7 protein-coding genes and 2 pseudogenes are annotated in these 11,803 nt (G+C 63.6%); 1 reads left to right on the top strand and 8 read right to left on the bottom strand.

The window, feature by feature from the left end; genetic code table 11:
• Positions 1-5: 5 nt before the first annotated feature.
• The 8 genes and pseudogenes from ABOC21_RS04635 to ssuD form a co-directional block, all read right to left on the bottom strand.
• Complete coding sequence (locus ABOC21_RS04635; protein ID WP_426812565.1) at positions 6-1,229, bottom strand: acyl-CoA dehydrogenase family protein; 1,224 nt, start codon at positions 1,227-1,229, stop codon at positions 6-8.
• 10 nt (positions 1,230-1,239) lie between these two features.
• Positions 1,240-2,661 carry an MFS transporter gene (locus ABOC21_RS04630; protein WP_426812098.1) on the bottom strand — a complete coding sequence of 474 codons (1,422 nt, stop codon included), beginning with the start codon at positions 2,659-2,661 and terminating at the stop codon, positions 1,240-1,242.
• A gap of 171 nt (positions 2,662-2,832) precedes the next feature.
• On the bottom strand, positions 2,833-3,711 hold the full coding sequence (locus tag ABOC21_RS04625) for a MetQ/NlpA family ABC transporter substrate-binding protein (protein WP_133600423.1): 879 nt from the start codon (positions 3,709-3,711) through the stop codon (positions 2,833-2,835).
• Entirely contained in the window at positions 3,708-4,406 is a 699-nt protein-coding gene (locus tag ABOC21_RS04620; RefSeq protein WP_426812097.1) for a methionine ABC transporter permease, read from the bottom strand. Before ABOC21_RS04620 ends, ABOC21_RS04625 begins: the two co-directional genes overlap by 4 nt.
• On the bottom strand, positions 4,403-5,422 hold the full coding sequence (locus ABOC21_RS04615; RefSeq protein WP_426812096.1) for a methionine ABC transporter ATP-binding protein: 1,020 nt from the start codon (positions 5,420-5,422) through the stop codon (positions 4,403-4,405). Before ABOC21_RS04615 ends, ABOC21_RS04620 begins: the two co-directional genes overlap by 4 nt.
• The gene (locus tag ABOC21_RS04610) at positions 5,419-6,825 is read right to left on the bottom strand and encodes an LLM class flavin-dependent oxidoreductase (protein ID WP_426812095.1); all 1,407 of its coding nucleotides are present in this window, start codon (positions 6,823-6,825) and stop codon (positions 5,419-5,421) included. The genes ABOC21_RS04615 and ABOC21_RS04610 overlap by 4 nt, the downstream gene beginning before the upstream one ends.
• A 40-nt stretch (positions 6,826-6,865) precedes the next feature.
• Positions 6,866-8,261: pseudogene (locus ABOC21_RS04605) on the bottom strand (FAD/NAD(P)-binding protein).
• 27 nt (positions 8,262-8,288) lie between these two features.
• On the bottom strand, positions 8,289-9,479 hold the full coding sequence (gene ssuD, locus ABOC21_RS04600) for an FMNH2-dependent alkanesulfonate monooxygenase (RefSeq protein WP_426812094.1): 1,191 nt from the start codon (positions 9,477-9,479) through the stop codon (positions 8,289-8,291).
• A gap of 271 nt (positions 9,480-9,750) precedes the next feature.
• Here ssuD and ABOC21_RS04595 point away from each other — a divergent pair.
• Positions 9,751-11,696, top strand: a pseudogene (locus ABOC21_RS04595) (aliphatic sulfonate ABC transporter substrate-binding protein).
• The last annotated feature ends 107 nt before the right edge of the window (positions 11,697-11,803 follow it).

The raw sequence follows: 11,803 nt of genomic DNA, 5'->3' as shown, positions 1-11,803 counted from the left end.
CTTCCTTACCCCTGCGTTTTCTCACCGTTGCCTATCTGCCAGATAAAGGTCGGCGCTTCGCCGTTGACCAGCCAGTTGCCGATATTGCGCGCTTTATAGATAACCGGATTATGCGACGCCACCGTGCGCGCGTTGCGCCAGTGGCGATCGAGCGCTTTGCCTACCCGGGTGTCCGACGCGCCGAGGGCGTTAAACAGCTCGGTCGCCGCGCGCGGTATCCAGTCGCTGGCAATCACCTGCGCCTGCGCCGCTTCAACCTCCGCCAGACGATTACGCTGCGCAATCAGCGCCTCGTCGCCGCTGGCGTGAACGATATAGGCCTGCTGTAAAGACTCCGCCGCCTGCAGCACCGCCGCGCGGGTTGCCCACGCCCAGCTGCTGATCTGCCCGACCACCTGCAGCACCTGAGGATCGTCGCGCGGCACGGCGGCATTGCCGTGGCTGTACATACGGGAGCGTTTTTTCACCCCTTCGGCGGCATCGCGTTCTACCGCCAGGCCGATACCCGCCAGCGTCGCCAGTAAGATATGCTGATAGAAGGCGGTCTGGTAGCGAAAGCGCTCGGCAAAATCGTAGACATGTTCCTGCTCAACCTGCGCCTGCCGGAAGCGGGTGGTGCCGCTGCCGGTCAGACGCTGGCCAAAGCCGTCCCAGTCGTCCTCGCGCTCCACCCCGCTTTGCCCGGTACTGACCAGCGCTATCACGTCGCCGCCGTTGTCGCTGCGGCGGGCAAAGACGTCAATCCAGTCGGCGTACAGCGTCCCGGTGCTGTAAAATTTCTCGCCGCTTAGCCGCCAGCCGCGCTTGTCCGGCGTCACCTGAGTATTCACCTCCCCCAGCTTTACCGCCCCCGTTTCGGTCCAGCCGCTGCCCACCAGCTCCCCGTCGCGAAAACGCTGGAACCAGCGATCGCGCTGCGCGGAATCGGGCTGATTCAGACGGTCCTCAACAAAGGCAAAATGAGCGCGCAGCGCCTGCGGCAGGTTTGAATCAGCCTCGGCCAGCTCAATCAGCAGGGCAATCAGCTGCGGCAGCGACGCGCCCCAGCCGCCCTTTTCCCGCGGAATGCGCAGCGTGCCGAATCCCGCCTCCTTCAGCCAGCGAATCGGCTCCTCGGGCAGAATACGCTGCTGCTCGCGGCTGGCCGCCCCTTGCGCAATGCGCGAGAAAATCGGCCGAAAGGCCGCCGCCAGCTGTTCGTAATCGGTACCGGTAGAAAGTAGTGTCATCATCTGTTCCTTAATGGTGGCTATCGTCAATGTCGTGACGCGTCGGCTCGTGGCGAACCGCAAGCAGGAAGAAGATCGGAATCAGGGCGGCCAGCGATACCACCCAGAACATTTGCGTGCCGAGGGAGGCCTGCAGCAGCGGCAGCACGAACAGCGCCAGCGCGCTGCCGATCCCTGAGAGCGCCCGGCTGAAGCCGACGCCGGTGGCGCGAATCGAGGTTGGATAGGAGAGCGCCGGATAGATCATCAGCTGCGCGCCGGGGCCAAAGCCCTCGGCAAACAGCCACAGCCCAAGCATCGCAATCGCCAGCACCACGCCGACGGTGGCCTGCGGCTGACCCACCAGAGCAAGCACAATCAGGGCGATAAACTGCAGCGCGAAGCCGGCAATCGCCACGTGGCGCGACGGATATTTCCACGCCAGATGCATCCCCAGCAGCCCGCCGGTAAAGGCAAACAGCGCGTTCAGTCCCAGCGAAGCGGAGATGGTTTCAAACACGCCGGCACCGAGAAACTGCGCGAGGATCGACGGCAGGAAAAAGGCGATGGCGGTGTACTCAAAGGAGATACAGATATTCATCACCCCGGCAACGATGGTGCGCTCGCGGTACGGCTTTGCAAACAGCGCGCGGAAGCTCACCTTCGGCGGCGGCGCGGGGCGTTCAGCCGGTGCTTCATGGGCGGCAATGCCGTAAGAGTCGCGCAGAATGCGCACCGCCGAGGTTAGATCTCCCTGGTTTGCCGCCCACAGCGGCGATTCATTCATAAATTTGCTGCGCACGGCGATAATCAGCAGCGCCGGAACCGCGCCAAACAGCAGCGAGGCGCGCCACAGCCAGTCGAGATGCTCCTTTGGCAACAGAAAATAGAGGCCGAAGATAATCAGAAAACAGACCGTCGAGGCGGCGTACCACATCGGGCACCAGGCGGCGAGGCGCGAGGCCTTGTTGCCTTTGCCGGTAAAACGGGAGAATTCAGCGAGGTAGGACATGGCGACCGGCAGATCGATACCGACGCCGATACCCATCAGGAAACGGGCGCCGATCAGCACCCAGACGTTGGGCGCCAGCCCCGCGGCGATAGCCGAGACGACAAAAAACAGCATATCGGCCATAAACACCGAATAGCGGCCATATTTATCCGTCAGCCAGCCGCCGATCAGGTTGCCAAAAATGGTGCCGACCATAATGGATGAGGTGACCAGGCCGGTCAGCAGCGGCGAGAGCTGGAATTCACGCACCACGTCGTCGATGCCGTAGGAGAGCGTGGTTAAATCATAGGCGTCAAGGAAGACGCCGCCGAGAGCGAGGAAGACAATCATCCGCGCATATTTAGCCTGATCCTTGCCCGAATTAATTAGCCGCGCCACGTCCCCGACGCTACTCACCGGCGCGGAGGCCGCACCGGGATTATCAACTGACAGCGTACTCATGTTTTCACCTTATTATGTTGTGCAGACGATCGCAGTTATAGGCCGACCGCTGATAAAGTGGAACCAACAAATACGCATATAAAAATCAATATATTCAATAAGTTAATCAAATAAAACGCCAACAACAGGACGGGCCTTCGCCCGTCCTGCGAGATCGCTCAGCGGCGCAGATTATTCGGCGGAAACCGGCACCAGCACGTCTTTCACCAGCGGATCGTCGGTGGTTTTCAGCCAGCTCTGAATTCGCGGGTCGGAAAACGCCTGTTTTAATTTGACGATATTCTCCTGCGACAAATAAGGCGTGCCGATGACCAATTGCGAAGCGAAGGTGCGCGGCGCCGGCGGGAATAAAATGCCTCTGTCACGCGATACTTTTCCGGCATCAAACTGCGAGACGTAGCCGATTGCCGCATCCACCGAATTGAGCGCCCGCGGCATGGTTAACAGGTCCAGCTCTTTGAAATTAAACTGATGCGGGTTGCCGACGATATTTTTCAGCTTCGCCGTGCGCGGCTCTACCGCCGGGTCGAGCGTAATCAGGCCGATGCGCTGCAGCAGCCACAGCGCCTGTCCCTGGTTGGCGCCATCGTCCGGCACCACGATCGTCGCCCCGTTCGGTAGATCCTTAACCGATTTATAGCGATCGGAGTAAATGCCAAAGGCCCACTGGAACACCGGCACCGTGGTGGAAAGCGCGAAGCCGTTAGCGTCCACCACCTGCTTCAGCCACCACTGATGCTGATAGATGGTTCCGGCGTACTCCCCCTGCGCCACCGCGCGATCCGCCTGCACCGGATCCTGAACCCCCACCGCCTCCAGCTTGAGACCGTAATCCGGCGCGATATGCTCGCCAATGTACTCGATGATCCGCTGCTCGCCGGCCATCGCCGGTTCATAGTGAATTTTCAGGGTGGTGCCGAACACCACCTGCTGCGACCGGGCCTCTCCCCGCCACCACCAGAAGGCGACGGCCAGCGCCACAATCACTACCAGCGCCGCCAGCCACGGCCAGCGGCGGGCCTTACGTAACTCAAACTGTTCTGTTGTCATGAAGAGATCCCCTGCGTGTGGCGAAGTTTGTTGACCAGACGGTCACCGAAAAATTGAATCAGCTGGATAGTGGCGATCAGCGCGATAATGGTGGCGATCATGATGTGATTGTCGAAGCGCTGGTAGCCGTACACCACCGCCAGATAGCCGATGCCTCCCGCGCCGATGGTGCCGGCGATGGCGGAATATTCGATCATCGACACCAGGTTGAGCGTCACCGCCGCCACCAGCGCGGGCAGGGCTTCGCTCAGCTGGGCGCTGCGGATAATCTGCCAGCGCGAGCCGCCGCAGACGATCCCCACGGCGGTGACCTCCGCCGGCAGCTCGCGCAGGGCGTTTTCCACCAGCCGGCCGAAAAACGGCACTCCGGCGGCGATCATCGGCACCACGGCGGCAGGAATGCCGATCGTTGTCCCGGTGAGCCAGAAGGTGAAGGGAATAATCGCCGCCATCAGCACCAGAAACGGCAGAGAGCGCCCCATATTCACCACCCAGTTCAGCACCCGGTACAGCGCGGCATGCGGGAACAGGCCCCGCGACGAAGCGTTGAACAGCACCACCCCGACCGCTCCGCCGAGGGTCACCACAAACAGCATTACAATGGCCACCATCAGCCAGGTTTCGCCGTAGGCGGGCAGCAGCAGCATATGGATCTCGCTCCAGGGGGTATCCTGGCTGATTACCGAAGGTTTCATACCGCCTCCTTAAGTTCCGGCGCGCCGTCAAGCACCTCCGCCGCGATACCGAGCTGCGCCAGCAGCGCCAGAATCCTACCTGCCGACAAGCGCTCGCCCTGAAAGCGCACTCCCGCCTGCAGCCGCCCCGCCAGCCGGCCGTTGATTACCTCAACGTGGCCGCCGAGCAGGTCGATCTGCAGCGCAAACTGCTGGCTCAGGCGGCTGATCCAGTCGGTGGCCACCGGCACATCCCAGCGGTAGCTCAGGCGCAACAGCAGATCGCCCTGGGCCGCCACCGGAGAGAGCGGCAGCAGCTGCTGGCCCAGCAGAGAATCCGGGCGCGCCAGCAGCTCTTTCACCTGCCCGAACTGGAGGATCGCGCCATCACGAATTTCCGCCACCGCATCCGCCGCCGCCCGTACCGCGTCCATCTCGTGGGTAATCAGCACGATCGCCAGGCGATACTCATCGCGCAGGCGTTTAAGCAGATTGAGCACCGCGGCGGTGGCCTGCGGGTCCAGCCCGGAGGTGGCTTCGTCCGCCAGCAGCACCGAAGGACGCAGCGCCAGAGCGCGGGCGATGCCGATGCGCTGACGCTGGCCGCCGGAGAGCTGGGCCGGCCAGGCGTCCGCTTTATCGCTCAGGCCGACGCTTTCCAGCAGTTCGCCGACCCGGGTTTTAACATCCCGCTCCACCACCCCGAGGTACTCCAGCGGCAGGGCGATATTTTGCCACGCCGTTTTGCGGTTCAGCAGCGCCGAGGACTGGAAAACGGTGCCGATCGCCCGCCGCTCGCGGCGCAGCGCCTCGCCGCCGAGCAGCGACAGGTCGTTGCCGTTAACCCGGATGCTGCCGCTATCGGGGCGCTCCAGCAGACTGATGCAGCGCGCAAGGGTCGATTTACCCGCGCCGCTTGGCCCCACCACCGCGGTGATAGAGCCGGTCGGCACCCGCAGCGACAGCCCTTTCAGCACCTCGCTGACCCGCCCGTCCGCCGTGCGGTAGCTTTTATGCAGGTCGTCTATCTCGATCATGTCACCTTCTCCCCCGCCCCGGCGTCGATGCGCACGCCGCGCCGGTAGCTGGCCCCCGGATGCGGGGCCACCAGGCGCGGCCCGGCGCCGAACAGTTTTTCGCGCAGCGTGCCTTCGCGGTACTCCTGCTTGAAGACGCCGCGCTTTTGCAGCTCGGGAATAAGCAGATCCACCACGTCGCGGAAGGTTTCGTGGGTGACGGCGTAGGCGAGGTTAAAACCATCGACATCGGTCTCTTCGACCCACGACTGCAGCTCGTCGGCCACGGTTTGCGCGCTGCCGACGATCAGCGGGCCAAAGCCGCCAATGCCTACCCAGTCGGCCAGCGCCTGCACCGTCCACTGGCGGTCCGGATCGGCGGTGGAAAAGGCCTCGACCGCCGACTGAATGGCGTTGGTATGTAGATACTTCAGTACCTGATCCGGCTGATACTGGCCGAAGTCGATCCCGGTCCAGCCGGAGATCAGCGCCAGCGCCCCCTCGTAGCTGACGTAGGATTTATACTCCTGCCATTTGGCCTGCGCCTCGCGGTCGGTTTCGCCGACAATGACCGTTTGCAGGTTAAAAATCAGGATGCTGCGCGGATCGCGCCCGGCCTCCGCGGCGCGGCGGCGAATGTCGGCCACGGTCTTTTTAAGCAGCGTTTTTGACGGCGCGGCGACAAACACGCACTCGGCGTGCCCGGCGGCAAACTGCTTGCCGCGGCTCGATGCCCCGGCCTGATAGAGCACCGGCGTACGCTGCGGCGAGGGTTCGCAGAGGTGGATGCCCGGCACCGAGAAGAAGTTGCCCTGGTGGTTGATCGGATGGATTTTTTGCGGATCGCTGAAGATCCCCCGTTCACGATCGCGCAGCACCGCGCCGTCTTCCCAACTGCCTTCCAGCAGCTTATAGACCACGTCGAGATACTCGTCGGCGTAGTCGTAGCGCACATCGTGATCGGTCTGCGCCTGATGACCAATGTTGCGCGCCCCGCTTTCCAGGTATGAGGTGACGATATTCCAGCCCACCCGGCCCTTGGTCAGATGGTCAAGGGTCGACAGGCGGCGAGCAAACGGGTACGGGTGCTCAAACGACAGCGACGCGGTCAGGCCAAAGCCAAGATGCTCCGTCACCAGCGCCATCGGGGTAATCAGCGCCAGCGGATCGTTCACCGGCACCTGCGTCGCCTGGCGAATGGCGGCATCGCCGTTGCCGTTCAGCACGTCGTAGATGCCCAGCACGTCGGCAATAAACAGGCCGTCGAACTTACCGCGCTCCAGCAGACGCGCGAGGTCAACCCAGTAGTCCAGATCCTTGTACTGCCATGAGCGATCGCGCGGATGGGTCCACAGCCCCGGCGACTGGTGGCCGACGCAGTTCATATCAAAAGCATTAAGACGAATTTCGCGTTGTGATGACATAGCACTTCTCCACGGCGCGTCCCGATCGAGGGGCGCACGCTTAATCATGAATAACGAAAGAACCCTCGAGCCCCAGCGTCGCCAGCGCTTCGGCGGCGACCGCGGCGGCATGGTCGGCGACCTGCGGCAGCCCCATCAGCTCGCCAAAACGCCCGCGGGCCGCCGGGCCGGAAATCAGTACCTTTGGCGTCACCACGCCATCGCGGCCAATCGCCCGGGAGCGCGAGTCGACGTCGAGCCCGAGCCCGAGCGCGTCGGCGCGGATCAGCCCCTCCTGCGCCAGGCCGCGCAGCAGCGGCTGGCTGTCGATCAGGCCGCCGTGCGCCGGGCCGGTGGTTAGAATCAGGCGATCGACGGTCAGCGATTGAGGGTCGCCGTGGCGCGGAGTCAGGGTCAGGGTCAGCCGGCTGCCATCGCCCTCCAGCGCCGTCAGCCTTGCCGCCTGCACCTTCAGGCTGCCGTCGCGCTGCCGTTGGCTAAGCACATCGGCGACCTGCGGGGCGATGCGGTAGCGATGCACATCCCAGTAGCTGCGCAGATGGCGCAGGAAGCGCTGGCGGTCGGCAAAGCTCAGCCCCTGCCAGATGCTCTGCCCCTGGTTACGCACCGCGTCCAGCACCACCTGCCACGGCAGCCCCTGCTCCGCGGCGTGACGGATATCTTCCCGCACCCGCCGCAGCCGCTGGCGCAGCGAGCCCTGGCGATAGTCGCCGGGCCACGGCTCGGCAGCGCCGCTGATGTTTCCTCTGGGCAGCAGGCCGTGGCGCGAAAATACCGTCACCGGACCGCGATGTCCGAGCCGCGCCAGGGTGGCGATGCTGTCGGCCATCGTCAGCCCGGTTCCCATCACCGCCACCCGCGCATCCGGCGCCACGTCGGCAAGCGCATCCGCACGCCACGGATTGGCAATCAGCGCCGGATGGTCGTGAAACGGGGCTGCCAGGCGCGGCAGCGCCGGCGGCGGATGGCTTACCGCGAGGATCAGCAGATCGCTTTTCAGCAGCCGGCCGCTGGCGGTGGTGACGCCGCGCGGGCCATAGCCGATCGCCTCTTCCCGCAGATGGATCAGCCGTCCCGCGCTCGCCCGCAGCGCATCGGCAAAACGCTGGCTGACGTAGCGGCCAAACTGGCCGCGCTGCGGATAGAGCGCGCCGTCCTCACGCCGCGCCTGCGGGTCGTCGGCGAACGCCGGCTGGCCGCGATACCAGCGGTCGAAAGCGCCCTCCTCCTCGCCCGCCAGCCTGCATCCGCGCGGCGGGAACGTTGATGCGATGGGAGGGCTCGGCGGTGGAGTAGGCCACCCCCGCGCCGGGCACCGCGCGCGGCTCCAGCAGCGTCACCCGCAGCCCGTGCGGGGCCAGGCGCAGAAGCTCAATCGCCACGGCGGCGCCGCTGAACCCGCCGCCGATAATGACCACCTGCGGTTCAGCGCTCATCGGCAATCCCCCTCTGGAGGCAGAAAATCATGTCCACCTCCCGCTCAGCTCGGCGCTGACCTGTTTAACCGGCCGCTTATCGCCGCCGATGGTTTCGCCAAACGGGCCGGTATTCACGCCGCGCGCTTTGGGCTGGGTGTTGCCGGCAAGCGGCAGCAGCGGCATGACCAAATCGGCAAAGCGGTGGGCCTCTTCAAGATGCGGATAGCCGGAGAAGATAAAGTTGGTAATGCCGAGGGCCTGATATTCGCGAATGCGGTCCGCGACCTGTTGCGGGCTGCCGACCAGCGCCGTCCCCGCGCCGCCGCGTACGAGGCCAACGCCCGCCCACAGGTTCGGGGCGATGCGCAGGTTGTCGCGGGAGCCGTTATGCAGGGCGCTCATGCGCGCCTGGCCTGCGGAGTCCATGCGGGCAAAAATTTTCTGCGCTTGGGCGATGGTGTCATCATCCAGATGGGCAATCAGACGGTCGGCGGCGGCCCACGCCTCTTCTTCCGTTTCACGGACGATGACGTGCAGGCGAATGCCGTACTGCAGGGTGCGACCGCGGGCGGCGGCGCGCTCGCGCACGATGGCCAGCTTCTCCGCCACCAGCTCAGGCGGCTCGCCCCAGGTCAGATAGCTATCGATTTGCTCAGCGGCGACGTCAATGGCCTCCTCCGAAGAGCCGCCGAAGTAGAGCGGCGGGCCGTTTTCCTGCACCGGCGGAAAGAGCACTTCCGCCCCTTCAACCCGAATATGCTCGCCGTGATAATCCACCTTTTCGCCTTTCAGCAGGCGCGAGTAAACGTCAAGAAATTCACGGGTCACCTGATAACGCTGGCTATGGTCGAGGAAAATCCCGTCGCCCTTGTTCTCCACCGGATCGCCGCCGGTAACCACGTTGATCAGCAGCCGGCCCTCCGACAGGCGGTCGAGGGTCGCCGCCATGCGCGCCGCCAGCGTCGGCGGCTGCAGTCCCGGACGTACCGCCACCAGATAGCGCAGGCGGCGGGTTAACGGCGCCAGCGCCGAGGCCACCAGCCAGGAGTCTTCGCAGCTTTTACCGGTCGGGATCAGCACGCCGTAGTAGCCAAGGCTGTCGGCGGCCAGCGCAACCTGTTGTAAATACGCTAAATCAACGGGACGTCCACCTTCGGTGGTGCCCAGATAGCGGCCGTCGCCGTGGGTGGGTAAGAACCAAAACACGTTGATCTTATCGCTAGCTTTCTGCGTCATTATCCATTTCCTATATAACCATATTCGATATTCATCGAAGAGTTGTTTAAATTTGGTTATATGAGTGTTAGCGATAATCGTGCCAACGCGGAGAGTTGAATTAAGTAAGTAAAATCAAATAATTAATAAAATTCGGCGCCCGCCAGGCTGTTGCAAATGCGCCAGCGGATGGGGCGAAGCTGCCGCTTTTGCAACAAAACCACAGAGTTTGCCCGTGTTTAGCGCCGCCGCCAGAGGATAAGTTCAAGGCGTTATTTAGCGGAGGACTACCATGCTCAATCCTGAATCCCCGGCCGATACCCCGGTGCTGATCGACCCGGCGTCAAAAGCCTTTCAGAACCTGTTGGATAAACTGGCGCCCACGGAGGCCACCGTGCTGATCGTCGGTGAAACCGGCACCGGTAAAGAGGTGGTCGCCCGCTACCTGCATCACCACAGCCATCGCCGCCAGCAGCCCTTTCTCGCCGTAAACTGCGGCGCGCTCACCGAAAGCCTGGCGGAGGCGGAGCTCTTCGGTCACGAGAAGGGGGCGTTTACCGGCGCGGTGCAGGGGCACCCCGGCTGGTTTGAGGCCGCCGAGGGCGGCACGCTACTGCTCGATGAGATTGGCGAATTAAGCCTGCCGCTGCAGGTTAAGCTGCTGCGCGTGCTGCAGGAGCGCGAGATTACCCGCGTCGGCTCGCGCAAGGCGATTAAAGTCAACGTGCGGGTCATTGCCGCCACCCACGTGGATTTGGCGCAGGCGATCCGCGAACGCCGCTTCCGTGAAGACCTCTATTACCGCCTGAATATCGCCATCGTCCCGCTGCCGCCGCTGCGCCAGCGCCGCCAGGATATTCCGCTGCTGGCCAACCATTTCTTATCGCTCTACGCCCGTCGGCTGGGGCGTCCGACCCGCTATCTGGCGCCCGAGGCGCTGGACCGGCTAATGGACTACCCGTGGCCCGGCAATATCCGCGAGCTTGAGAACACGCTGCATAACGCGGTGCTGCTCAGCAAAGAGGAGGAGATTACCCCAGCCCAGCCTGCGCCTGACCACGCTGCACGCCGCGCCGCAGACGACAACGGATCTTGAGCTGGACGACTTTATCCACCAGCAGCTCGCCCAGCCCGGCGACGCGCTGTGGGAGCGCATGACCGGCGCGCTAATCCGCGGCGCGATGGCCCACTGCGACGATAATCAAAGCCAGGCCGCCGCCCTGCTGGGGATCAGTCGCCACACTCTGCGTACCCAGTTGGCCAACATCGGCATGATTAAAAGCCGCCGCCGGATGGAGTCGGCGCCACGCCGGTTAGCCGAAACCGCGTCCGTAGACCGCGAGCTGCGCATCGGCTATCAGCGCTTCGGCAACCTCGGCATTTTAAAGGCCCGACAGAGCCTCGAGAGCGCCTTCGCCAGCCTTGGCGTCAGCGTGCTGTGGAGTGAATTTCCGGCCGGACCGCAGACTGCTGCACGCCCTCGCCTGCAATGAGATCGATTTTGGCACCACCGGCGAAGCGCCGCCGATCTTTGCTCAGGCCAGCAACGCCGAGCTGGTGTACGTCGCGTGGGAGCCGCCGGCGCCGCAAAGCGTGGCGATGGTGGTGCCGCAGCATAGCGATATCCGCGCCCTCAGCGATCTGCGCGGCAAGCGGATTGCGCTGAATAAGGGCTCCAACGTGCACTGGCTGCTGCTGCAAATCCTGGAAGAGGCCGGGCTGGGGCTGAACGACGTGAAGGTGGTCTACATTCCGCCAAAATACCCTCTCACCGCCAGCGATTATCTGGCGGTCGACGCGTGGATGATGTGGGACCCGCTGCTCAGCGACGCCGAACATACCGGAGAGCTGCGGGTGGTCGCCAGCGGCGAGGGCCGGGTGCACAACCATCAGTTCTATCTCTCGCGCCGCGATTACGTCAATCGCAACGGCGACATCATGCAGCGCCTGCTGCACGAGCTGACGCAAACCGGGCAGTTTATTGATCGCCGGCGCGAGGAGGCCGCCGGCCTGCTTGCCGCCGAATTAGGCATTAACGTCGATTCTCTGGCGATGGCCCTGGCCCGCCGCAGCCACCGCCCGCGGATGATGGATCTTAAGGTCATTCGCGCCCAGCAGACTATCGCCGACCGCTTTTATGCCCTCGGACTTATCAGCAAACCAGTTTCCGTGCGCGAAGCCGTTTGGTACGGGGAAGCGGCCCATAGCGACCTGGGCCTGCTGCTGCACGCCGATTAGCCCGCTTTTACGAGACGCGTTCCGGATTATCCCCGCGCCGATAGCCTCGTTCGCACGGCAATGATACCCTTACATTTCTGAGAACACGGGTCGGGCACGGCGCCCGG

The sequence above is a fragment of the Klebsiella sp. WOUb02 genome (assembly GCF_050058015.1).
Lineage (GTDB): Bacteria > Pseudomonadota > Gammaproteobacteria > Enterobacterales > Enterobacteriaceae > Klebsiella.
Note: the sequence above shows the minus strand (reverse complement) of the source record. Positions and strands in the feature narration are given on the sequence as shown.

Bases quoted from the DNA above. Each gene is read 5' to 3' on its own strand.
- ABOC21_RS04610 (WP_426812095.1), bottom strand. From the start codon at position 6,825: ATGTCATCACAACGCGAAATTCGTCTTAATGCTTTTGATATGAACTGC.
- ABOC21_RS04620 (WP_426812097.1), bottom strand. From the start codon at position 4,406: ATGAAACCTTCGGTAATCAGCCAGGATACCCCCTGGAGCGAGATCCAT.
- ABOC21_RS04625 (WP_133600423.1), bottom strand. From the start codon at position 3,711: ATGACAACAGAACAGTTTGAGTTACGTAAGGCCCGCCGCTGGCCGTGG.
- ssuD (WP_426812094.1), bottom strand. From the start codon at position 9,479: ATGACGCAGAAAGCTAGCGATAAGATCAACGTGTTTTGGTTCTTACCC.
- ABOC21_RS04635 (WP_426812565.1), bottom strand. From the start codon at position 1,229: ATGACACTACTTTCTACCGGTACCGATTACGAACAGCTGGCGGCGGCC.
- ABOC21_RS04630 (WP_426812098.1), bottom strand. From the start codon at position 2,661: ATGAGTACGCTGTCAGTTGATAATCCCGGTGCGGCCTCCGCGCCGGTG.
- ABOC21_RS04615 (WP_426812096.1), bottom strand. From the start codon at position 5,422: ATGATCGAGATAGACGACCTGCATAAAAGCTACCGCACGGCGGACGGG.